Source organism: Halobacillus salinus (assembly GCF_004684905.1).
In the GTDB taxonomy this organism is placed as follows: Bacteria; Bacillota; Bacilli; order Bacillales; family Halobacillaceae; genus Halobacillus; species Halobacillus salinus.
This window is the reverse complement of record NZ_SRJC01000002.1, coordinates 161412-183810: the sequence shown is the minus strand read 5'-3', so window position 1 is coordinate 183810 and position 22399 is coordinate 161412. Positions and strand designations below refer to the sequence as shown.

Sequence of the window (22399 nt, the reverse complement as noted above, 5' to 3'; positions counted from 1 at the left end):
TGAATTCATATTCAGTTTAACGCGCATGCCGGGTAAAAAGGAAATGAATTGATTTTTGTCTTACAAAAAATGTAGATTAATAGAAAAGGGGGAGTAGAGCATGATTTATGAGAAAGTGAAGTTTGTAGAAGGGGAGAACTTTATTACGATAGAAGAAGGAGACCAGCTTTCTGAACAGGAAATGAAAGAGTTGATCGATCAAGCGGCACAAGATGATTCGTTTCGAAAAGTGGATCACCTCACCATTCTATTAGACGATACATTCTCAACAGAGAGGGAAGTACAACTTCAGGCACACGGTTTTCGGAGGCACGATGAGGTTATATTCGTTAGTCGCGATCTCCGTCAGTTACCTGAATGGACAGAAGTGTATGAGATGAAGTCGCTTCGAGAGATTCCTAAAGAAACATTTAAAGATGTCTGGGAAAAATCGATGAAAGGCTCCTTGAATGCTTCCTCTTATCTGAATATGGACGAACAAATGCAAAGCGTAGAAAAAGAGCTTGGTCCTTCTTATATAGATACTTGTAACGTTGCGTATGAGGATGGGGTGCCAATCGGCGTTGTATTACCCCATATCGAGCCGGGGACAGAAGATGAAGGACGTATTTTTTATTTCGGGCTGGTCCCAGAGCAACGTGGGAAACGAAAAGCGGAGCCCCTTTATAAACAAGGGTTAATGATGCTGAAAGATCAATTCTGTGCCTCTTATAGTGTAGGGGGGACGAGCGTGAATAATCAGCCTATGCAGAAGGTGTTTGCTGCTTGTGGCTGCGTCGTCACGAGCCGAGTAAAAGTGTATAAAAGAAGCCGGAGCTAATGATAGCTCCGGCATTCATTATGATGTGTTCGTTTGCAGCCATTCCCGTTCCTCTTCGGTGAAGGCTCGCGAACGTGTCAGAAAACGCTTGCCTTCCACACCTTCTACAGAAAACATTCCACCTCGCCCCGCGACGACGTCAATGATGAGCTGTGTATGTTTCCAATAGTCGTATTGTTTTTTGTTGATATAGAAAGGTGTGTTTCCAATCGTTCCAAGATAAACGTCTTGGGAGCCAAGCATAAGATCGCCTTCTGGGTAACACATTGGTGAACTTCCGTCACAGCAGCCGCCTGATTGATGAAAAATCAGTGAGCCGTGCTTTTTCTGAAGCTTTTCAAGCAAGTCAATTGTCTCATCAGTGGCGGTTACCCGTTCCACCATCTCTATAACCTCCTCATAGATTAAAAGAATCCAAGTTTTTGAGGGCTGTAGCTGACGAGCATGTTCTTCGTTTGCTGATAATGGTTCAACATCATCTTATGGTTTTCCCGTCCGATTCCAGACATCTTGTATCCACCGAACGCTGCATGTGCTGGGTAAGCATGGTAGCAGTTCGTCCAAACACGGCCAGCCTCAATACCACGGCCGAAGCGATAAGCCGTGTTCATGTCACGCGTCCATACACCAGCACCTAGACCATATAACGTGTCATTAGCAATTTGCATCGCTTCTTCCTGGTCTTTGAAAGTAGTGACGGATAAAACAGGACCGAAGATCTCTTCTTGGAAAATCCTCATGTCGTTGCTTCCTTTAAAGACAGTTGGTTGTACATAATAGCCGTCTTTCAGGTCACCTTCCAACTTATTCTGCGCTCCTCCAGTTAAGCATTCTGCACCTTCTTCTTTTCCGACTTCCAGATAAGAAAGAATCTTTTCTAACTGCTCAGAAGATGCCTGGGCTCCCATCATCACTTCTGGATCAAGAGGGTTTCCAACCTTGATTGCTTTGACTCGTTCAATGGCGCGCTCCATGAACTCATCATAAATAGACTCTTGGACCAGGGCACGCGAAGGACAAGTACATACTTCACCTTGGTTCAATGCGAACATGACCATACCTTCGATTGTTTTATCTAAGAAATCATCATCTTCCCGCATGACATCTTCAAAGAAAATGTTAGGGGATTTACCACCAAGCTCTAATGTGACAGGAATGATGTTCTGGGAAGCGTATTGCATAATCATTCGACCCGTTGTCGTTTCACCCGTGAATGCTACTTTTTGAATGCGAGGGTTCTGGGCAAGCGGCTTACCGGCTTCTAATCCGAAGCCATTAACTACGTTCAGAACACCGGCAGGTAGGATATCCTCTATCATTTCTAATAAAAGAAGAATGGATGCAGGCGTCTGCTCTGCTGGCTTCAATACGATTGCATTTCCTGCCGCTAATGCAGGGGCGATTTTCCATGTAGCCATTAATATCGGGAAGTTCCACGGGATAATCTGGCCAACAACCCCAAGTGGTTCATGGAAGTGATAGGCAACCGTGTCGTTATCGATTTCCCCGATCGTACCTTCTTGGGACCGGATGACGGAAGCGAAGTAGCGGAAGTGGTCAATCGCTAAAGGGATGTCCGCATTTAATGTCTCACGTACTGCTTTTCCGTTCTCCCAGGTCTCTGCTACGGCTAACTTCTCTAAGTTCTCTTCCATACGATCGGCTATGCGATTAAGTACAAGGGACCTTTCTGTTACAGACGTTTTCCCCCAAGCATCCTTTGCTTCGTAAGCGGCGTCGATGGCAAGTTCGATATCATCTTCTGTCGATCGTGGCACCTTACAGAATGCTTGTCCTGTGACGGGCGTTACGTTATCGAAATACTCGCCATTTACAGGTGGCGTCCACTTACCTCCAATGAAATTCTCATACTTTTCCTTATACTGAACAATGGATCCTTCTGTGTTTGGAAATGCATATACCATCTATATTCCTCCTAGGATATCTGTAACCGCTTACAAAATTCTATGTAAATGTAAGGGGTTCTAGTTAAATCTACCATTTCCGAGTTAATTTTTCAATAATCAGAAAATGGTGCTGCGTTTTTGTCAGAGGAATAGTTTGATATACTAATAGTATCTTTAAACGAAGGAGAACGAATAATGACCACAACAAACCGAGTCATGCTAGTAGACGGAATGGCCCTTTTGTTTCGCGCTTTTTACGCTACAGCCATGAGCAATTATTATATGATCAATAGTAAAGGGATCCCTACCAACGGGGTATATGGCATGGTGAAACATTTATTCACAGCAATTGAGACCTATCAGCCGACCCATGTCATTTGCTGTTGGGATATGGGAAGCAAGACTTTCCGTAATGATCTTTTCCCTGAATACAAAGCGAACCGAGGCGGGCCACCTGAGGAATTGATTCCACAATTTGATCTCGCTAAAGAGGTCGTCGCATCCCTGGATATTCCTAACGTCGGACAAGTAGGCTTTGAAGCGGACGACTGTATGGGCACCTTAAGTCGTGTGTACAGTGAAGATTCCGAGGTCTTCCTTTTGACAGGAGACCAAGATCTTCTTCAATTGCTGAAGCCTAACGTTAATGTTGTTCTATTGAAAAAGGGGTACGGAAACTATGCCGAATATCATGAGGGCTCATTCGTTGAGGAAAAAGGAATCACACCAGAGCAGATGGTCGATTTGAAAGCATTGATGGGGGATTCTAGTGATAACTACCCTGGCGTCAAAGGAATCGGGGAGAAGACCGCACTGAAGTTGTTGCTTCAATATGGCTCGATTGAAGGGATTCTTGAGAATATCGACCAGCTTACTAAGGGACAGCGTACTAAGATTGAAACCGATCTTGAAATGCTCCATCTTTCAAGGAAACTTGCCCGTATTCATTGTGAAGCAGATGTGGATTGTTCACTTGAAGATGCATTGTTTTATATAAATGATGATAAAATGGCTGCGAAGTTCAATGAGTTGGAGTTTCGTAATTGGGAGAAGAATCTTGTGAGGATGTAAAAGAAGAGCAGGGCCCTTGGGGGTCCCTGCTCTTTTATAATAAATCCTCGTGTCTAGATAAACTGAATTTATTTGCTTCTTTATAACAACCGGAAGCTTTTTTGTACATTCGCTTCTTGTAATATATGTCTCCGAGCATTTCTAAATATTCTTTATACCTTCTAAAGTTATCCATACTCTTAACATAAGGGATGATTTCTTTCTCGAACTTCTTAATAAACTCCTCAGTAGAAGTTTGGTCTTCGATAACATTCTTTAGCACATAAAATTTATACGTGTGGAAAATAATATCGTATTCTTCAGCTAATTTTTCCCCTATTTCGATATACGTCCAGCATTCATCCATCTGATTTAATCTATAGTGACAAGTCGCTAATAAATAGTTAGTGTTTACTTCGAAATATTTATCTGGAGTCTCTATATTGTAAGCTTTTTCTAGGTGAATAATACTTTCCTCGTACTCTTCTTTCTTCAAATGTCCAAAACCGATATTCTCATAAATTCTTCTTTGAGTATCAGAATCCAAATCTTTTTCTGCGAAATTAAGGATTTTAACATAGTATTCCTCAGCTATATCATAACTTTTGAGGTAGTCATAATTGATTGCAATTATTAGATATGTGTCGATAATCCGTTGGTAGTTTAATTCTTTCATATATCCTTCAAGAGCTATTTGTCCGTAATAGTTAGACTCGACTGCATAAGTAACCAACTTAGAGTAAGTCATGCATAAGTGGAAATACGTTTCAGTATCGCTGAAGTGTACATACTTTAATAAAGAATGAGTTTTCTTGAAATGATGTAAGGCTTCTTGTAGGTCGTCAGTTAGTAAAAAGTGGATACCAAGAGTTTTGTGGAACAAAAATTGGTATTCTTTAGTAGAGTGGTTATAGATATTAGTTAGTGTTAGTAGAGTATCCTCATGCAAAGGTTGATATTTAAGTTTCATATCATTACGAGCTTTAACTATCTTGTAAAGATTATTCAATTCTGAGTTTTGATTATCAGGTAGACCCAGTTCATACTTTTGGTCGTAGCTTGTCATTAAGTCTACATTCCGTGACTGTGCAGCTTCATGCCATTTTAATAGATCTTGATAGATCGTTTCATCGAATTCCTCATTGATATCGACAAGTTTAATGTTCAATCTTTCTTCCAATAAACGATAGATCTCATCACTAGCATTGATAGAGTCGTGTTCAATCTTACTTAGATAAGATACGGAACAAATTCCATCAGCTAATTCCTCGAGTGTCATATTGTTGAGTTTGCGATGTTGTTTAATCATTGTTCCCTTCAAAATATCACCCCTTTAAAGCGTCTCACGACTATTATATCAAAGTCTAGATAGGAGAGGAGGTATTCAGAAAAGGAAGATATATTGAGAAAATAAAAAAGCCACTCTTTTTCAGAGTGGCTTCATTTTGCTTTAAAGTGATTTCAGTGCTTCTTCGATAGGGGTGTCTCCCTCGATCATTTCAAATGTCTTATGGTAGGCATTTGGTTCTTCCAATGCAGAGATCATCGTTTTCGCAACGTCTGCACGGGAGATTTGCCCTGCTTCTACCGTTTCGCCTACTTGGATTTTCCCAGTGCTGTCATCATGGGTTAAACCACCAGGTCGAACAATCGTGTAATCGAGCTCTGTGGATTTCAAGAACTCATCCGCTTCGCCTTTCATTTTCAAGTAGTGCTGTAGAGATTCTGGACCTCTTTCCGGGTTACCGGCTGCGATACTACTTAACATGACGAACTTCTTAATGCCGAGTTCCTCAGTCGCTTTTGCGAGGTTGATAGCTCCATCGCGGTCGACGGCTTCTGTCTGTTCCGCTCCTGTACTTGATCCAGAACCAGCTGCGAAGATGACGGCATCCATACCTTTAACGGCATAACCAACATCGCTGTGCGTAATGTCCGCTAATACTGGAGTACCTCCAAGTTCCTCGATTTTAGCCTTTTGCTCTTCTTTTCTTATTAACCCAAACGGCTCATGGCCCGCTTCTTGTAGGAATTGAATGAGTAGTCTACCTGTATGTCCATTTGCTCCTGCTACTAGTACTTTCATAGATGCCATGCAACTCCTTCCATTTTATGTTTAACACAATAATTAAATATCCGTTTTAGGAAAGGCTTAAACATTAGAAGACTGGGATGCATACACCTCAGGAAAGCAAAGCTCCTGATAATTACACCGTGAACAGACGCGTGGGTCGTCTTGAAGGGGGAACTGCTCTAAAGGTAGCGGCTCGTTTTTGGACGTGTCATTCAAATATTCTTTCATTCGTTCGATACTGATCTGATAAAGATGCTGTACATTAATCAAATCTTGTTCCGTCAACTTATGTTCGAGGCTTTCACCTTCAAGTAGATATTCGTTCCGGATGACGATATCTTCAATAGACTCAATCTTGTATTTTTGCTGAAGGTAAAGAGCGTACAAAGCAAGCTGGTTGCGGTCTTCTTCTGATTTCTTTCCGGTTTTCCAGTCGACAATGACCCATTTGTTCTGATTAAGGTCTTTGTACACCAAGTCCATGACTATAAACACTTTTACGCCACCGGTTTTCATAAAACGGAACTTCTCTGAATCAATGAATTGCATGTCTTGCTGGTTCAGAACGTCGGCGAAGGAAGTACTGGCGAAGAAGTTCTTCACCGTTGTGTTCAGACGATTTGTTATCTTTTGGACCTTATCTTCCGGCAAAGAATTCGTTTGGCTGTAGTAGATCTCATGGAGCATTGTGTAATGCTTAGGGCGGTTCCTCCATAGGTGTTCTTTACGAGTGGATTCTACAAAACCACGATTCAAGTGATGGCGGATTTCGTCAACTAAGGATTCTTCAGTGGGGATCTCTCTGCCTCGTAAAACACGCTGGATTACTTGATAGATTAAATCGTGCACAACGCTTCCGAAGTGCATTTCCAAGTTTGTGATTTTCTTTAGGCGATAGGCTTGTTGAGCGAGAGTGTCTGCGCTGCTCAGCCAACCATTGTGTGACGTGTAATAGTCATAGGCATACTTCCGCAAGCAAGTCAGCATGGTCTTGTGTCTTGATAGAGACCATGATAATTCAGGGTATGGTTTTACTTCAAACACGGTGAATTCCATCCTTTCTATTATGATTTAACTTGATAGTCTGATAGGCTAACTCGACCATTTATAACAGGAATGCCTTCACTTTCGAGCGACATTCTTTGGATTTCATATCCTTCTTCATCACGTATTGCCACCTTACCTTGAGCATTAATAACGCGATGCCAAGGGAGGTCGTGTTTTGCACTCATGGAATGAAGAGCCCTGGCAACTTGTCTAGCGGCCCGTGGGTTTCCTGCGAGTCTTGCAATTTGGCCATACGTCATCACTTGTCCTTCTGGAATATGTTGAATGATATCGATGATTTGTTTTGTGAAAGGTTGCAATCTTATAACCTCCTAGTCTCTTTATTTTATCGTAAATAGATTCATAATGAACAGAAGTGATACAATTAGTGGAAAGAAGGAGAGGATAGAATGACTATTTCACGTGTATTGTCTATTGCAGGCTCTGCCGCGCAAGGAAGTGCAGGAATACAGGCTGACTTGAAGACATTTCAAGAGTTTGATGTATATGGTATGACGGCTATTACAGCAATCGTCGCCAATAACGAGAAAACCGAACAGGGCATCTTCACTCAACCGACAGAGTCGATTGAGGCACAAGTATATGCCGCACTCGAACATGTAGGGGTAGACGCCTTGAAAACCGGAATGTTATTCACGGAAGAAATTATTCAACGTGTAGCGGAACTGATTGAAGAATCGAACGTTCCATCCGTTGTCATCGATCCTGTCATGGTCGGGAAAATGGGTTCTCAATTGTTGAAAGATGAGGCAATCGATGCTCTGATTGAGCGGATAGTTCCTCTTGCGACAATTATCACTCCGAACTTGCATGAGGCAGCAAGAATGTTGAAGGCACCGGTTCCGGAAACACCAGAGGATATGAAAACGCTGGCCCGTGACTTGCATCAGCTAGGCGCTGAATATGTATTGGTTAAAGGTGGAGCGCTGAAGGGGTATCCTGCCGTAGATATGTTATACGATGGTAGGTCGGTTATGGAACTGGAAACAGAGCGTGTCGATACAATTCATACGAGTGGAGCGGGCTGTACGTATTCTGCTGCTATTACAGCAGAACTTGCTAAAGGGAAAACAGTGGAAGAAGCAGTTAGGAGAGCGAAGTCGTTTGTAACAACTGCTATTCGTCATGCCCTTTCATTTGAACGAGGGATCGGTTCTACCTATCACGCTGCTCACCGTACAGAGGAGCGATAAGGATGGGTACACACCTGTTTTTGTTTGGTTCATCGCCTCCGTTCAATGAACAATTGTCTGATACATTTTATCGTCATCTTAGCACTTCTAAGGTGGCTGTTCTTTACATAGAACGAGAAGGGTCTGATGCGTACATCCCCAAATACCTGGAAACGTTCCCTGAAGAGGTTTCTTTATTTCCGCTTGCATTGAAGCAGCATTATACAAATGAAGAAATCAAAGAGCTACATCAGTGTGGGGGGATCATTATAGGTGGGGGAGATACATTAGCTTACCGTCGATTTATCGTGGAGACGGAGCTTAATCAAGTCATTCGCTCCCTTTTTGAACGAGGAGTTCCGGTTGCGGGTTTTTCAGCAGGTGCCCTAATTTCTCCTGACACTTCTGTTGTGTCTCCCAAAGATAATGTCACAGAAGAACAGCTTTTTGAGAAAGGTCTAGGACTTCTGCCTGATGCAGTGCTTTCCGCTCACTATTTGGAGTGGGAAGAGCAGTCCTGCTTGAAACAGGCCGTGGAAAAGACGGAGGTTTCAGTGGGATATGGAATTGCAGACCGTTCTGGAGCTTACTTTTTCAATAGTCGACTGACGTCAATAGAGGGATACGTACATATAGAATATATATAGGAGTCAACCACAACAGACCGTACTTTCTTAATACAATTGGATTAAGTAAATAAAAAGACAAGCACCTAGTACAGGAGCTTGTCTTTACACAAAACTTATTGATGGATTCGATCGTATTTATCGATTTGTTTTTTACGTTCAACATCCCAGCGGTTTTCTGGGTGTTCTTTACATTCTGTTGTACATGCAGCATGTTGCTCTTCTTCACATTCTTCACAGCATACATACTGACGGTTACATACAGGGTTAGAGCAGTTGATCATGCGGTCTTCTGCTTTTCCGCAGTGTTCGCATTTTGCAATGACTTTCTCTTCGACCTGGTTAACTGGTACAGAGATGCGCTCATCAAAGACGTACATCTTACCATCGAACAGTTCACCCTTCACTTCTGGGTCTTTACCGTACGTTGTAATACCGCCTTCTAATTGATAAACATCTTCCACACCATTCTTCTTCAGAATACCTGTCAGTTTTTCGCAACGGATTCCGCCTGTGCAGTAGGTCAGTACTTTCTTATCTTTCCATTGGTCTGCATTCTCAGCAATCCACTCAGGGAATTCACGGGAATTATCCACGTCTGGACGGATCGCATTACGGAAGTGGCCAATACGGTATTCGTATTCGTTACGTCCGTCGATAACGATGGTATCTTCATCTTTCAACATTTCGTTGAATTCTTTTGGCTTCAAGTGCTGGCCGCCAAATGTTTTGGGGTCGATATCATCGTTCTCGATACTCCAGTTGACAAGCTCAGGCTTCACGCGGCAGTGCATTTTCTTGAATGCGTGACCTTCGTGTTCGTCAATCTTGAAGTGGATATCTGCGAAACGCTCATCGGAACGTACGTAATCCATGTACTGTTCCACTTGTTCCACTGTACCTGAAACGGTTCCGTTAATTCCTTCATGGGACACGATGATGCGTCCTTTGAGACCAAGGTCTTTACAGAATTTCAGGTGGTTTGCACAGTATTCTTCATAGTCAGGAAGGTCAACATACTTGTAGTACAACAGAACTCGATAATCTTGTGAGCTCATTGGTGATTCCTCCTATTATATTATCTATATCATTAGTTACATCATTAATTAAACCATACTCCATCATAATCGATTTCCAATTAAAATTCAACTGGCTTTTACTGAGCCGCTCTTTTCCTCTTTCTAAGTCCGAGCGTGTACAAATAAAGGACCATGCTAGATACAGCCATTAAGCCAATTAGCACTCCGAAGGGAAGCATGAAGTTGCTGGCAGTATAAGGTTGGGAGTAAATCTCCAGTAGTATCCCTGCCAAAACAGATCCAGATGCGCTTCCGATAAACTGCGTCTGTTGCTTCAATCCGATACCGGCTCCGATTTGTTCGCTAGGTAAGATGCGGGAGACTTCATTGGTAGAACTTGAAGACAAACTTGAGAACCCGAAGCTTGTAAACATGTAAGCAACCATAATGCCGTATGGACTCATACCAGCAAAGAAGAAAAAGACAAGCGCTGAAGTCATGAGTAAAATTTGGGATAAGAGCAGTATTCGGATGTTGCCATAAGCATCGATTAAACGTCCTACATAAATCGCAGCGACAGCAGACAACATCGCACCCGGGAAGATGATAAAGCCGATTGCAGCAGCTCCGTGATCATAGACTTGTTCAAGCATAATCGGCATCAAGAATAGCACCGCAAAGTGCAGAGTGAAGCCTACATAGCTCATGAAAACAATTCGGCGGTAGTGCCGGTTTTTGATGATCTCAGGTTGGATGAACGGAGCAGGCGTCCGGTGGATTCGAAGCCAAAGAAACGCAGCGGTCACAAGTCCGCCTAACAAATACCACGTCGTGAAAGTGGAGGCATACAATAGAAGCAGTGTCACGCTCGTCCCGGATAATAGGGCACCGATAATGTCAAAGCTTCCCTTAGTAGTAGTCTCTTTGGGCATCATCTTGAAGAGGACTGGGATCACAATAAAAACGAGTACCGTAACAAGGAATAAGTAATTCCAGCTAAGGTAGTCCGTAATTAACCCACCAACGACCGGACCAAGACCAAATCCAAGCGATGTAGCAGAAGCAATCAAAGCGAACGCGCTACCGCGACGCTTCATTGGTATATACCTGCCTGCAAAGACCATTGATAACCCTGGTATAGCGGCAGCACCGGATGCTTGGCAAAGACGGGCGATAAGAAGTACAAGATAACTATCAGAGAAGAACCCGATAATGGAAGCTGTACTGAAAATTAGGATACCAATCGTTAATAGGTTGCGGATAGGAATATAATCGGACAAACGGGTGAAGGTGATGGTGAATATAGCCAAGACAATGGAATAGCCGGAAACGATCCATGCTCCTTCTGATGGCTGCAGGGAAAAGTCGCGTAGTATATTGGGTAAAGCGATGTTGAACATCGTTGTATTCATAACAACTATTAATATCGAAGCACTAAGTAGAAAAACAGTTTTGAAGTACTCCATAGAAGGACGTACTTGTTCCATAAATCGATCACTCCCTTGAATTTGAGACATCCGAGATACTATATCATACCCCCAAAGGATTGAAAAATGTCAGTCTATTCGTTGAGAAGGGGCATCACAGACTTAAAATAATAAAAGCTCTGTTCCTTCCCTTTAAGGAACAGAGCTTTTATTTTATCGAACGGTAGCACCTAGTACGGACTCAAAATGCCCTAGCGCCCATTCATGACCAGCTTCATTGAAGCTGGCGACGCCATCTTTGTGGATGACGATGTCATACCCCGCATTATAGGCTTCTACAGCGGTGTGCAGTACGCATATGTCTGTACACACTCCGACAAGGTGAAGCTCAGTGATTCCCCGCTCACGAAGCTTCAGTTCTAACTCTGTTCCTGCAAATGCACTATACCGGGTTTTATCCAGGAACATAACATTCGGGTGTCCTTTGTTCGCTTCATAAGAGAGTCTCACATTCCCATATAGCGTCCTTCCGTCCGTTCCTCGAATATTATGAGGGGGGAACAGCTTAGATTCCGGATGGAAGGGATCGTCTTGTTCGTGTACATCTACAGCAAAAACGACGAAGTCCCCATCTTTAATAAACTGGTTGGTCAGCTCTGCTACATACGGTTCGATAACTTGACCAGGTTTGCCGCAAGTCAAAGCTCCGTCTTCTGCTACGAAATCATTTGTATAGTCAATGTTCAGTAACGCACGCTTCATTTAGATCCCCTCCAAGGTGTATTTACACCTATCTTAACAGTTTCTGGAGGTTAATGGGAGTAAGAATGTCTTGATTGTGCTGCGCCTGGATTTCTTTGGATAGTTAGGAACATCATTAGACCTGATATCAACAACAATGCACTGGTTATGAAGAAGACTGCCGAAAATCCAAACGCTCCTGACAGCATGCCACCCATCGCCGGACCGATGATGTTACCAAGAAAACGAACGCTGGTATTATAGCCGAGCACTTCCCCTTGCATAGCAACAGGAGCGGCTTGTCTGATATAAGCGGTTCTGACAGGAATGATCCCACCAATTGAAACGCCTAACAGAAAGCGAAGGGCGACCAGTTGCCAAATATTTGTTACGAAAGCTGCAGGAATATACACGGCGCCAGCCATGAAGAGTAGGAACACAAGGATTTTAGCGTACCCTTGTTTATCCGCTATTTGACCCCAGCGTTTTGCCATCATCAAGTTTCCAAGCCCAGCTGCTGAGAAGGCGATACCGGAGAAGAGAGCCAGGTTTTCAGGTCCGTGAAGTTCTCCTACAAATAAAGACAGGATCGGCTGAATGCTGAAATGCGCAATCTGGACGATTAATGAAATCAACATCACCATTAAAAGGACGGGGTGCTTCAGGATATGTCCAAGCACTTCTTTTGTTTCGTAGCTCGTCTTCTCGTCCTCATCTTCTTTTTCCACTTTTTGTTCATGAATCCCGAAGAATACAATTACGGCAGAGACGGCAACGGTAATCGATACGAATTGGAATGTCGTCGAGTAACCGATTTGATCAGCGATGAACCCACCGAGCATGGGGCCAAGTAGACTCCCTGTGATGCTGCCGGTTTGTAAAGTCCCTAGTACTTGTCCAGCTATATGCTTCGGGGTTTGAGTGGATATCAAAGCTTGGGACATCGGAATGAAACCGGTGAAGACTCCCATGAACAACCGAAGCAGGAACAATTGCCACACAGAAGTGACAAATCCCATTAATAAGACGGAAACAGCAAGCCCCGTCGCGGAAAAGATTAAAATACGTTTCCGTCCATATTGATCCCCGATTCTACCCCAGATGGGAGAGAAGAGGAAAGCTGTAACGAACGTAATTCCGAACACCCATCCAGACCAGGTCTGAACGAATGATGCGGAGAAATCTCCTAATTCTTCTATATATAAGGATAGAAAAGGTAGCACCATCGTGATGCTTCCCGCAATGAAAAAGTTTGCAAACCACATGATCCATAAATTTCTTCGAGCCCTTTGTTCTTGTGTAAGGATAGAAATCCCTTCTTCCTTTATTTTCGTTTCATTTATTTCGACACCCTAAACTTATAACACAATTTCCAATTCATGAAAAGAGATTGGCTTCTGTTTTACCATTTTATGTATAAGTAACTGCAGAGGAGGGAATGGGACTTACGAGACCTCTACTATTCTCCATCGTTTAATTTTTTTGTGTTAACGGTTGCAAAACATGTATATACAAATTATAATCAAGTTAAATTCATGTATATACATGTTAGCGATAGCTTGAAATAAATGAAAGCGTTTGAGGAGGAGTAGTAATGTTTAAGAAGTTATTCGGCAAGAAAGAAACATCATCGGAAGTGTATTCACCTGTAACAGGAAACAAGGTTGCTCTGGAAGGTGTGCCAGACCCTGTCTTCTCACAAAAAATGATGGGGGAAGGAATTGCGATTGACCCGACAGATGGAGTGGTTGTAAGCCCTGTTGAAGGAGAAGTTGTCCAAGTATTTCCGACGAAGCATGCTGTAGGTTTGAAAACGGCTAGTGATGCAGAAATCCTAATCCATATTGGCTTGGAAACGGTGAGCATGGAGGGGGAAGGTTTTGAAGCGTTCGTCTCCCAAGGAGACAAGGTAAAAGTCGGCGATAAACTCATCACATTTGATTTGGATCTTGTGAAAGAGAAAGCCAAGAGTACCGTTACCCCGATTATTGTAACCAACAGCGATGATTATGCCGTAGAAGTAACGGCTGGTGATCAACTCTCAGCAGGAAGTACGAACTTGATGACCGTCAATAAAAAGTAACCCCATCAAGGAGGAGTAATCATGGACTTAAAAAAATCAGCAGCTGAGATATTGGAAGCGCTCGGTGGTAAAGAGAATATCCAGGCTGCAACACACTGTGTCACTCGTTTGCGACTAGCTCTAGTCGACGAAGGTATCATAGACCAAGAGAAATTGAATAATATTGATGTTGTAAAAGGTTCCTTCTCTACCAATGGACAATTCCAAGTTGTCATTGGACAAGGAACAGTAGATAAAGTATATAAAGAGTTTGCTCCACTTGCTGGTATTAGTGAAGAAACAACAAAAGAAGATGTAAAAGAAGCATCGGCAGAGAAAATGAACCCTCTTCAAAGAGCCATCAAGACGTTAGCTGATATTTTCATTCCCATTCTTCCAGCGATTGTAACAGCAGGTTTATTGCTTGGTATTAACAATATCCTGACAGCGACCGGAATCTTCTGGGACGATCAGTCCATCATTGATGTGTATCCGCAGTGGTCTGACTTTGCCAATATGATCATCATTATAGCCAATACAGCCTTTGTGTTCTTACCAGGGTTAATTGGTTGGTCCGCGGTTAAGAAATTCGGTGGTAGTCCGATCTTGGGTATTGTAATTGGTTTGGTTCTCGTACACCCAGACTTGTTAAACGCTTGGGGTTACGGAGAGGCTGTCCAAAATGACAGTGTACCAACATGGAATTTATTCGGTTTGACTATTGAAAAGATTGGTTATCAAGGACAAGTACTGCCCGTATTAGCAGCTTCTTACCTATTGACTAAGATTGAACTATTCTTGCGCAAACACATCCCTGATAACATTCAGCTCTTGTTTGTCGGTCCGATTTCTTTACTTGTTACAGGTTTCTTAACGTTCATTATCATTGGCCCGGTTACTTTCCAAATTGGTAACTGGATTACAGAAGGCTTGGTAGCAACGTTCGATACCTTTGCTTGGTTAGGTGGACTGATCTATGGTGGCTTGTATGGAGTTCTTGTAATCACCGGAATGCACCATACATTCTTAGCAGTAGATATCCAACTAGTCGGTAGTACAGGCACCACGTTCTTGTGGCCAATGCTTGCACTATCCAACATTGCTCAAGGTTCTGCGGCCTTTGCCATCTGGCTTGCATCTAAAGACGATAAGCTGAAGGGTCTTGGATTGTCTACAGGAATCTCCGCTTGGCTTGGAATTACAGAACCTGCTCTATTCGGTGTAAACTTACGTTTCAAATATCCGTTTATCTTTGCGATCGCTTCATCAGCCATCGCAGGCCTCTACATTTCGTCCCAAGGGGTTGTAGCAAGCTCCATTGGTGTAGGTGGTGTACCAGGTATATTCTCTATCGTCGCTGAATACTGGGTAGACTTTATGATCGGTATGGCGATTGTAATCGTTCTACCTCTATTAGGCACATATCTATATGCCAGACGTAAACGAGACGTTTAATAGGACAAGTATGGATTCCGTGGGTTCTCCCACGGTTTCTTCGTTATTTAAATAGATTCAGAAATAACAAATTTTTAAAATGGTGGTGCAATCACAATGACAAATCAACCATGGTGGAAAAAAGCAGTCGTCTATCAAATCTATCCAAAAAGTTTCAATGATACGACGGGTAACGGTGTAGGCGATATCCAAGGAATTATTGAAAAGCTGGATTACTTGCGTGAACTAGGAGTGGATGTTCTTTGGTTAACGCCAATGTACAAATCCCCTCAGAATGACAACGGCTATGACATCAGTGATTATTACGACATCCATGATGAGTACGGAACGATGGAGGACTTTGATCGTCTTCTGGAAGAGACGCATAAGCGAGACATGAAGCTGATCATGGACATCGTTGTAAACCACACTTCAACCGAACACGAATGGTTCAAACAAGCTCAACAGTCCAAAGATAATCCATTCCGTGATTATTATATTTGGAAAGCCCCTGTCGACGGAGAAGAACCAACGAACTGGCAGTCTAAATTTGGCGGGAATGCGTGGAAGTATGATGAAGAGACAGGCCAGTACTACCTTCATCTTTTTGATGTCACACAGGCCGACCTGAACTGGGAAAATGATCAGATGCGCGGTGATATATATGAAATGATGCGTTTCTGGGCAGAAAAAGGCGTTGATGGATTTCGGCTAGATGTTATCAACCTAATTTCGAAAGATCAGGACTTTCCGAATGATGATGGAAGTGTCGCACCTGGAGACGGGCGTAAGTTCTATACGGATGGACCACGGGTACATGAATTTATGAAAGAAATGCATGACGAAGTATTCGGGCCACACGACTTGATGACGGTGGGGGAAATGTCCTCTACAACAATCGACCACTGTATTAAATATACGGCACCAGAACGCAACGAGTTGAGTATGACGTTCAACTTCCATCACTTAAAGGTCGATTATCCGAATGGACAGAAATGGACGAAAGCGGACTTTGATTTCATTGAATTGAAGAATATCCTATCAACTTGGCAGAAAGAGATGAACGAAGGTGGGGGATGGAATGCATTGTTCTGGTGCAACCATGACCAACCACGAGTTCTCTCTAGGTTCGGCGATGACGTCAACTACCCGGTCGAATCTGCAAAAATGCTGGCAACTACGATTCACATGCTTCAAGGGACTCCTTACATCTATCAAGGGGAAGAATTCGGTATGACAAATCCTGGTTTTGAAACAATCGATCGTTACCGTGATGTGGAGTCCTTGAATATGTATAAAGAATTCAAGGCAAAGGGGTATAGTGAATCAGAAATCATCGAGATTCTTAAACAGAAATCTCGTGATAATTCTCGTACACCTGTTCAATGGAACGACAGTGAGAATGCTGGATTTACAAATGGAACACCATGGATTGATGTCGCAGATAACTATGAAGAAGTGAACGCAGAAAAAGTGATGAGAGAAGAAAATTCCGTTTTCTCGTTCTACCAGAATCTCATTCAACTTCGGAAAGAGTACGATATCATCACAAATGGGGACTATCAGCACGTGACACCAGAAGATAAGCGGGTATTCGCCTATGTACGGGAAGCGGACGGAGAACAATTGTTAGTAGTGAACAACTTCTATGGAGAAGAGACGGAGTTCACTGTGCCTGACAAAGTAAGAACAGATGAAAATGCAGATGTTCTAATCAGTAACTATGAGCCTCAAGAGTTAGAAAACACGTTACATCTGCGCCCTTATGAGTCTGTCGTTTATTACATCCCTTCGAATTGATATACTGTACTAGGTGATGGAAATGAAAAATAAATTTTTGTTTATCTATAATGAGCTCGTTCGTTTGATTCAGCAGGGGAAAATCCACCCTGGTGAGACACTCCCATCCGAACATGATCTCTGTCGTCAGTACGATACTTCCAGAGAAACGGTTCGCAAAGCTTTGAATCTTCTTGCCCAAAACGGTTATATCCAAAAGGTTCGTGGGAAAGGATCCGTTGTTCTCGATCACAGCAAATTTGAGTTCCCTGTCTCTGGCCTGACTAGTTTCAAGGAATTGTCCAATCAGCTGGGACAGGACTTCAAAACAATTGTGCATGAACTATCTCTTGGACTTCCCAAAGGGGGAGTCGAGAAGCATTTGCAATGCAAGCCGAATCAAAAATTGTGGAAAGTCGTGCGTTCCCGGGAAATCGGAGGCGAACGGATCATCTTAGATAAAGATTTTATCAGGGAAGATATAGTGCCGGAGCTATCGACTTCTATAGCAGAAGAATCCCTTTATAGCTACATCGAAGGGGAGCTCGGACTAGATATTAGTTTTGCAAAAAAAGAAATTGTTGTGGAAAGGGTAACGCAAGAAGATCAAGAGTATTTGGATCTTCTTGATCATGAGCAAGTTGTGGTCATTCGGAGTTATGTGTATTTGGCTGATGCTACGTTGTTCCAATATACAGAATCTAGACACCGCCCCGATAAATTTCAGTTTGTAGACTTTGCAAGGCGAACTAAGGCTTGAGGTTTATTACCTCAAGTCTTTTTTTTATGCCGTGGGCTAGGCTTATGAAACTTGTCTCTACTGTCACGTCATATTATAATCGAATTAAATATTCTGAAAATTCATGTCTTATGCTAATGAAGAATGTATTTAGGAAGAGTAGAAGGTAGTATATGCCTTACTCCCTTCAGTAGAACGGAAGACATGTTACACTAGAACTAGTTTATAAAATGTCGAGGTGAATACTGTGTTTGTGATTGGAGCAACAAAGAAAGTTCAAAATGAAATAAGTTATACGATCGAAGACGACAAAGATTATCAGGATGTACCGGCCATCTTTCAGTGGCATGCCAATATCATCAGTATCTATAATCGTAAGTGTCTACTATTGATGAATAATCAAACAGGCCTGAATTTGACTCTGTTTGACCTCAGAGAGCAACAATTCGAACATTTGGATAGTGTAATCAAGGGCTCTCTACGCCAGTTGTTACAAGCATTAGAGGTGGATCAAGCAATTATTGATCAGATGGAGAAGCAGTCTAGTCAAATCGTATATACGAAGACTGCAAGCAGGCAAATACTAGGGATGATGAACGAAATGAAATCCATGGTGGAAGCTAAAACGGAAGATCAAAGCTATGATGAGATCGATGCAGTGGAAATCAACAAGTTTATGAATAAGAATATGTTGTTTACGCCCTTGAAACATACGTATCCTCTTGAAACATTTGTAAAATATTTTGAAGAAAGTAGTGCGTAACTTTACGCACTACTTTTTTTGTATATACTAAAGGTGAAACGTAGCGATCATGATGTTTTACATATACCCTTAAGGGTATTATAATGGAGTCAAATCTTTTAGTGGAGGGTCCTTACATGTATTTCAAATCGTTCTTTGATGAAAACCTAGCTCAAATGTCTTATATGGTAGGCTGTCAGCGTACTGGTGAGGCACTGGTCATTGATCCGGCGCGTGATGCTACCCCATACTTGGAAACTGCTGAGAAAGAGGGCTTTACGATAACGAAAGCTGCAGAAACGCACATCCATGCAGACTTCCTCTCTGGAGCTCGAGAGCTTGCAAACAGTAATCAAGTAGAATTACTTGTATCTGGCGAAGGAGGAGAAGATTGGTCTTATCAATATTTAGATGAGACAAAGCATCAGCTTTTAAAGGATAACGATCAGTTCTACGTTGGTAATATCCGTATGGATGTCATGCATACACCAGGACATACTCCTGAGAGTATCTCGTTCCTTCTGACGGATGAAGGTGGAGGGTCGGAAGTGCCGATGGGCATCTTTACAGGAGACTTCGTATTTGTCGGGGATGTAGGGCGACCAGACTTATTGGAAAAGGCAGCCGGTGAAGAAGGCACGTCTGCTGAAGGTGCGAAGCAAATGTTTGCTTCCCTGAAACGATTCAAGCAATTAGGTGATTATGTTCAAGTATGGCCTGGACACGGTGCAGGAAGTGCTTGTGGTAAATCGTTAGGAGCGGTACCTTCTTCTACGGTAGGCTATGAGAAATTGAATAACTGGGCACTACAGTTTGACGAAGAAGAGGCCTTTACAGAGCAGTTGCTTGATGGGCAACCAGAACCACCCAAATACTTTGCTATGATGAAAAAGCTGAATAAGCAAGGACCATCCTTAGAGAAAGATCGCGACATGAAGCAACTTACGCCAGAAGCGTTAGAAGCATACAAGACCGATGATTATGTCATCTTAGACACTCGTTCAAAGGAAGAATTCAAAGAAGGACACTTACCTGGCACCATTAACATTTCTTATGATAAATCCTTACCGAACTGGGCGGGGTGGATCATTGGTTATGACCAGTCGATTGTATTGATTAGTCGAATGGACCAAGTATCTGACGTCAAGAAAATGTTAGAGTCCATTGGTCTCGATGACGTAATAGCATATGTTGACGCGGGTGAAATAGAGAAACAATCTTCTCTCGAAACGTATCAAAACATTTCACCGAGAGAATTAGAAGCACAATACCGTGAACATGAGGATTACGTAATTGTGGATGTAAGAAACCAGAACGAATGGAATGAAGGCCATATTCAAGGAGCCGAGCGCATTTTACTTGGAGAGCTGCAAGAGAACCTGGACCAAATTCCTACTGGGAAGACACCAATTGTGCACTGCCAGTCGGGTAAACGTTCGGCAATCGCAGCAAGTGTACTGCAAGCGAACGGCTTCAAAGATGTACTAAATCTGACAGGTGGTTTCAGTGCGTATCAAAAAGAATACCAACCAGTAACCCCTTAAACGAAAAAACTCGACACTTTGCTAGTGTCGAGTTTTTTTAAACAGTAATCGGAAAAGGGTGATGAGGGGGCTTGGCTCCCATGCACCAAGGAATATTAGACTCTGTCGCCCAGTGCCAGCAGGCAATAGCAGCTAAAATAGAGTCTATCTCATGGGAAGTATGGGCAGGAGGTAAAAGCCGACTTATGTAGGTCGACAAGAAGTCTTGCACCCAATCTAGACTCTCATCCCTTTTCTTATAGTGTAAGACATGGTGCATCTCATCAGCTGGGACTCGAGATGCCAGTGCTACCCCAGGGTGTACTTCAGTTACATTCACGTTCTCCATGGAGGAAAGGGTGTGCGCCAGGTGGATCCCCCTAGCTGTTAAATAGATCATCCTCGTCAGGGTAGGCGTCATAATGGACCCTGATTTCATACCAAGTCCTTTGGCAAAACGTCTTAACTCCCGATCATACGGGCGATCTCCTCCGCCATCCTGATAGGAGAGAGGAGAATCAATCCCAATGAAAATCGGCTTGTCTGAAGGCAGGGATGAAACGAACGAAATCATAGCTTCATCCGAAGCCCCTAAGATCCTGTTGTCAAAAGTTAAATGATGATTGTCTACGATGAAAGAAGTAAGGACAGTATCTTGATGGTTAGAAGGGCCGGATAAATCGATGCCGATGATATACATATAGATCACCTCATAAAAAAAAGACCTCTACCACAGGCCGGGTAGAGGTGTAATAGTTTGTATAAGTATAGGATTAGGGGAGTTAAAATAAATTAATTAAGACTGTTGTGCGTAGCCGAACAATGGTGGGTAAGCATCTTCAGCAATATCTTGAGTGCCTGGCACAAATGCCGAAGCTGCTAAGAAACCTACGATACCTAAAACTACTAGGAATTTTTTCATAATAGAATACCTCCTAAGTGAGAATGTTTATTTAACAATTGAATTGCTAACCTTAGGTATTCAGAAGACTTCTTATACATCCGCTTTTTTTCTAAAAGGTCAGCAAGAACCATCGAATAGCGGATAATATAATTGTATTCCCTTCTTTGCTGAAAGTAAGGTATCAATATGTCCTCTAAATGACTTTCTAAACTATCATCATTATTAATCAACAATTTGTAGAAGTTGAAATGTAGATAATAAGATTCGGATTTTAAATACTTAAGTTCCTCATTGCCCTTCTGTATCCATTTAGAAGCACCATCATAATCACCTATCCGATAATGTTCTAATATTAAGCCATGAATTGTGGGTAATAGTGAGGACTTTTTATACCGAGTATCATCATAATCAAAATAATTAATACTTTTAATGTAATTACTTATGGCAGATTGACGGTTTCCTAGACGTGATTCCAGTGTTCCGATGTTAGTGTAAACTAAATTCAGTTGCTTTCGGCTATTCGTTTGCAATGCAATCTTTCGAGCAACATTGTAATTCTCAAGGGACTTGGCATAGTTTTTTAACTTACTATAATTAATCCCTTGTAAAATGTGACACTCGGCGCTTTTTTCCAAATCATATCTGGATTGGTAAATTTCTAAGGCTTGATCAATATAGAACACAGAAGCAGATATTTGGCTTGCTTGGCTAGTGCTCAAACCTAATACATAGTATAAATCACTTACTTCCCAATCCATTAACATCAATGTTATGGAAGCGCTGTGATTTTTAGCTTGCATTAACGATTGGAAGGATTCTTCAAACCTTCCGCTAGAATACTGTAATAATCCTACAACCAAGTGATAGTAAAACTCCATCTCTTCATCAAATGTATCTCTATGTTGCTTTAAACTTTTCCAGACTTCATAAGCCTTCTCTACTTCATCTTCTAAAAGTAAGTAGCGAATGCGGAAAAGCTCGAAGTATATATACAAGTGATGATTATTATGCGTCTCTTTCTCTTGAAGAAGCTCGTCTTTTAAAGCGCGGGCTTTTTCTTTGTCTTTGAAAACGATCGCTTCATACCATTCCTTCAGCTTCTCCTTGGATGGATGGCTGTTGGAGGAGTCATGAAAGTCGAGGCCAAGACGTTCATAGAGGAGTTCAAGCACCTCGAACGCTGGGACCGTCTGATCATTCTCAATCTTAGAGAGATACGCGGGCGAGATAATTCCCTCGGCAAGCTGGTTCTGTGTCAGACCCTGCTTTACCCGGTGGAACCGAAGCACTTTGCCATATTCCATTTTAAACA

General features: G+C 42.4%; 23 protein-coding genes. 10 read left to right on the top strand and 13 right to left on the bottom strand.

Annotation, left to right across the window (positions count from 1 at the left end; translation table 11 throughout):
• Positions 1–100: 100 nt before the first annotated feature.
• Entirely contained in the window at positions 101–820 is a 720-nt protein-coding gene (locus E4663_RS11500; RefSeq protein WP_135327724.1) for a GNAT family N-acetyltransferase, read from the top strand.
• Between the two features lie 18 nt (positions 821–838).
• Here the strand turns inward: E4663_RS11500 and E4663_RS11495 are convergent, their stop codons facing one another.
• Together E4663_RS11495 and exaC are read right to left on the bottom strand one after the other, a co-directional pair.
• Positions 839–1204: a DUF779 domain-containing protein gene (locus E4663_RS11495; protein ID WP_135327723.1), complete on the bottom strand. Its 366-nt coding sequence runs from the start codon at positions 1202–1204 to the stop codon at positions 839–841.
• Positions 1205–1224: 20 nt separating this feature from the next.
• Positions 1225–2745: an acetaldehyde dehydrogenase ExaC gene (exaC, locus tag E4663_RS11490; protein ID WP_135327722.1), complete on the bottom strand. Its 1521-nt coding sequence runs from the start codon at positions 2743–2745 to the stop codon at positions 1225–1227.
• A gap of 177 nt (positions 2746–2922) precedes the next feature.
• On the opposite strand from exaC, the gene E4663_RS11485 reads away from it, so the two are divergent.
• Positions 2923–3798, top strand: coding sequence for a 5'-3' exonuclease (locus tag E4663_RS11485; RefSeq protein ID WP_135327721.1), 876 nt, complete (start codon positions 2923–2925; stop codon positions 3796–3798).
• A 34-nt stretch (positions 3799–3832) separates the two neighbouring features.
• On the opposite strand, the gene E4663_RS11480 is transcribed toward E4663_RS11485, so the two are convergent.
• The 4 genes from E4663_RS11480 to E4663_RS11465 form a co-directional block, all read right to left on the bottom strand.
• Positions 3833–5098 carry a helix-turn-helix domain-containing protein gene (locus E4663_RS11480; protein WP_135327720.1) on the bottom strand — a complete coding sequence of 422 codons (1266 nt, stop codon included), beginning with the start codon at positions 5096–5098 and terminating at the stop codon, positions 3833–3835.
• Between the two features lie 129 nt (positions 5099–5227).
• Positions 5228–5863, bottom strand: a complete 636-nt coding sequence (locus E4663_RS11475; RefSeq protein ID WP_079478451.1) for an SDR family oxidoreductase — start codon at positions 5861–5863, stop codon at positions 5228–5230.
• 66 nt (positions 5864–5929) lie between these two features.
• Positions 5930–6895 (bottom strand): PD-(D/E)XK nuclease family protein, encoded by a 966-nt coding sequence (locus E4663_RS11470; RefSeq protein WP_135327719.1) that lies wholly within the window; start codon positions 6893–6895, stop codon positions 5930–5932.
• 20 nt (positions 6896–6915) lie between these two features.
• On the bottom strand, positions 6916–7218 hold the full coding sequence (locus E4663_RS11465; RefSeq protein ID WP_079477765.1) for an MGMT family protein: 303 nt from the start codon (positions 7216–7218) through the stop codon (positions 6916–6918).
• Positions 7219–7308: 90 nt separating this feature from the next.
• Between E4663_RS11465 and thiD the strand changes: the two genes are divergently transcribed.
• Both thiD and E4663_RS11455 read left to right on the top strand, forming a co-directional pair.
• The gene (gene thiD, locus E4663_RS11460) at positions 7309–8112 is read left to right on the top strand and encodes a bifunctional hydroxymethylpyrimidine kinase/phosphomethylpyrimidine kinase (protein WP_079477766.1); all 804 of its coding nucleotides are present in this window, start codon (positions 7309–7311) and stop codon (positions 8110–8112) included.
• Positions 8113–8114: 2 nt separating this feature from the next.
• Complete coding sequence (locus tag E4663_RS11455; protein WP_135327718.1) at positions 8115–8738, top strand: Type 1 glutamine amidotransferase-like domain-containing protein; 624 nt, start codon at positions 8115–8117, stop codon at positions 8736–8738.
• A gap of 95 nt (positions 8739–8833) precedes the next feature.
• Here E4663_RS11455 and trhO read toward each other — a convergent pair whose 3' ends face one another.
• From trhO to E4663_RS11435, 4 genes are all read right to left on the bottom strand, one after another.
• Complete coding sequence (trhO, locus tag E4663_RS11450; protein ID WP_079477768.1) at positions 8834–9775, bottom strand: oxygen-dependent tRNA uridine(34) hydroxylase TrhO; 942 nt, start codon at positions 9773–9775, stop codon at positions 8834–8836.
• A 98-nt stretch (positions 9776–9873) separates the two neighbouring features.
• Positions 9874–11223 carry an MFS transporter gene (locus E4663_RS11445; RefSeq protein WP_135327717.1) on the bottom strand — a complete coding sequence of 450 codons (1350 nt, stop codon included), beginning with the start codon at positions 11221–11223 and terminating at the stop codon, positions 9874–9876.
• Positions 11224–11376: 153 nt separating this feature from the next.
• Positions 11377–11925 carry a cysteine hydrolase family protein gene (locus E4663_RS11440; protein WP_135327716.1) on the bottom strand — a complete coding sequence of 183 codons (549 nt, stop codon included), beginning with the start codon at positions 11923–11925 and terminating at the stop codon, positions 11377–11379.
• 50 nt (positions 11926–11975) lie between these two features.
• Positions 11976–13169, bottom strand: a complete 1194-nt coding sequence (locus E4663_RS11435) for an MFS transporter (RefSeq protein WP_079477771.1) — start codon at positions 13167–13169, stop codon at positions 11976–11978.
• Positions 13170–13498: 329 nt separating this feature from the next.
• On the opposite strand from E4663_RS11435, the gene E4663_RS11430 reads away from it, so the two are divergent.
• The 6 genes from E4663_RS11430 (at position 13499) to E4663_RS11405 (ending at position 20204) form a co-directional block, all read left to right on the top strand.
• Positions 13499–13987, top strand: coding sequence for a PTS sugar transporter subunit IIA (locus tag E4663_RS11430; protein ID WP_135327715.1), 489 nt, complete (start codon positions 13499–13501; stop codon positions 13985–13987).
• Between the two features lie 18 nt (positions 13988–14005).
• On the top strand, positions 14006–15421 hold the full coding sequence (gene treP / locus E4663_RS11425; RefSeq protein WP_079477773.1) for a PTS system trehalose-specific EIIBC component: 1416 nt from the start codon (positions 14006–14008) through the stop codon (positions 15419–15421).
• A gap of 96 nt (positions 15422–15517) precedes the next feature.
• Positions 15518–17200: an alpha,alpha-phosphotrehalase gene (gene treC / locus E4663_RS11420; protein WP_135327714.1), complete on the top strand. Its 1683-nt coding sequence runs from the start codon at positions 15518–15520 to the stop codon at positions 17198–17200.
• Positions 17201–17222: 22 nt separating this feature from the next.
• Positions 17223–17939, top strand: a complete 717-nt coding sequence (gene treR, locus E4663_RS11415) for a trehalose operon repressor (RefSeq protein ID WP_135327713.1) — start codon at positions 17223–17225, stop codon at positions 17937–17939.
• Positions 17940–18165: 226 nt separating this feature from the next.
• A complete protein-coding gene (locus E4663_RS11410; RefSeq protein WP_135327712.1) occupies positions 18166–18681 on the top strand; it encodes a DUF6933 domain-containing protein in 516 nt (171 codons plus the stop codon).
• Between the two features lie 116 nt (positions 18682–18797).
• The gene (locus E4663_RS11405; protein ID WP_135327711.1) at positions 18798–20204 is read left to right on the top strand and encodes an MBL fold metallo-hydrolase; all 1407 of its coding nucleotides are present in this window, start codon (positions 18798–18800) and stop codon (positions 20202–20204) included.
• Positions 20205–20241: 37 nt separating this feature from the next.
• Here the strand turns inward: E4663_RS11405 and E4663_RS11400 are convergent, their stop codons facing one another.
• From E4663_RS11400 to E4663_RS11395, 3 genes are all read right to left on the bottom strand, one after another.
• On the bottom strand, positions 20242–20883 hold the full coding sequence (locus tag E4663_RS11400; protein WP_135327710.1) for a DUF429 domain-containing protein: 642 nt from the start codon (positions 20881–20883) through the stop codon (positions 20242–20244).
• A 96-nt stretch (positions 20884–20979) separates the two neighbouring features.
• Positions 20980–21105, bottom strand: a complete 126-nt coding sequence (locus E4663_RS20265; RefSeq protein ID WP_277752113.1) for a hypothetical protein — start codon at positions 21103–21105, stop codon at positions 20980–20982.
• Entirely contained in the window at positions 21102–22391 is a 1290-nt protein-coding gene (locus E4663_RS11395) for a helix-turn-helix domain-containing protein (protein WP_135327709.1), read from the bottom strand. Before E4663_RS11395 ends, E4663_RS20265 begins: the two co-directional genes overlap by 4 nt.
• Between the last annotated feature and the right edge of the window lie 8 nt (positions 22392–22399).

Bases quoted from the DNA above. Each gene is read 5' to 3' on its own strand.
- treC (WP_135327714.1), top strand. From the start codon at position 15,518: ATGACAAATCAACCATGGTGGAAAAAAGCAGTCGTCTATCAAATCTAT.
- E4663_RS11495 (WP_135327723.1), bottom strand. From the start codon at position 1,204: ATGGTGGAACGGGTAACCGCCACTGATGAGACAATTGACTTGCTTGAA.
- E4663_RS11485 (WP_135327721.1), top strand. From the start codon at position 2,923: ATGACCACAACAAACCGAGTCATGCTAGTAGACGGAATGGCCCTTTTG.
- E4663_RS11400 (WP_135327710.1), bottom strand. From the start codon at position 20,883: ATGTATATCATCGGCATCGATTTATCCGGCCCTTCTAACCATCAAGAT.
- thiD (WP_079477766.1), top strand. From the start codon at position 7,309: ATGACTATTTCACGTGTATTGTCTATTGCAGGCTCTGCCGCGCAAGGA.
- E4663_RS11430 (WP_135327715.1), top strand. From the start codon at position 13,499: ATGTTTAAGAAGTTATTCGGCAAGAAAGAAACATCATCGGAAGTGTAT.
- E4663_RS11500 (WP_135327724.1), top strand. From the start codon at position 101: ATGATTTATGAGAAAGTGAAGTTTGTAGAAGGGGAGAACTTTATTACG.
- trhO (WP_079477768.1), bottom strand. From the start codon at position 9,775: ATGAGCTCACAAGATTATCGAGTTCTGTTGTACTACAAGTATGTTGAC.
- exaC (WP_135327722.1), bottom strand. From the start codon at position 2,745: ATGGTATATGCATTTCCAAACACAGAAGGATCCATTGTTCAGTATAAG.
- treR (WP_135327713.1), top strand. From the start codon at position 17,223: ATGAAAAATAAATTTTTGTTTATCTATAATGAGCTCGTTCGTTTGATT.
- E4663_RS11405 (WP_135327711.1), top strand. From the start codon at position 18,798: ATGTATTTCAAATCGTTCTTTGATGAAAACCTAGCTCAAATGTCTTAT.
- E4663_RS11445 (WP_135327717.1), bottom strand. From the start codon at position 11,223: ATGGAACAAGTACGTCCTTCTATGGAGTACTTCAAAACTGTTTTTCTA.
- E4663_RS11475 (WP_079478451.1), bottom strand. From the start codon at position 5,863: ATGAAAGTACTAGTAGCAGGAGCAAATGGACATACAGGTAGACTACTC.
- E4663_RS11435 (WP_079477771.1), bottom strand. From the start codon at position 13,169: ATGTGGTTTGCAAACTTTTTCATTGCGGGAAGCATCACGATGGTGCTA.
- E4663_RS11440 (WP_135327716.1), bottom strand. From the start codon at position 11,925: ATGAAGCGTGCGTTACTGAACATTGACTATACAAATGATTTCGTAGCA.
- E4663_RS11455 (WP_135327718.1), top strand. From the start codon at position 8,115: ATGGGTACACACCTGTTTTTGTTTGGTTCATCGCCTCCGTTCAATGAA.
- E4663_RS11395 (WP_135327709.1), bottom strand. From the start codon at position 22,391: ATGGAATATGGCAAAGTGCTTCGGTTCCACCGGGTAAAGCAGGGTCTG.
- E4663_RS20265 (WP_277752113.1), bottom strand. From the start codon at position 21,105: ATGAAAAAATTCCTAGTAGTTTTAGGTATCGTAGGTTTCTTAGCAGCT.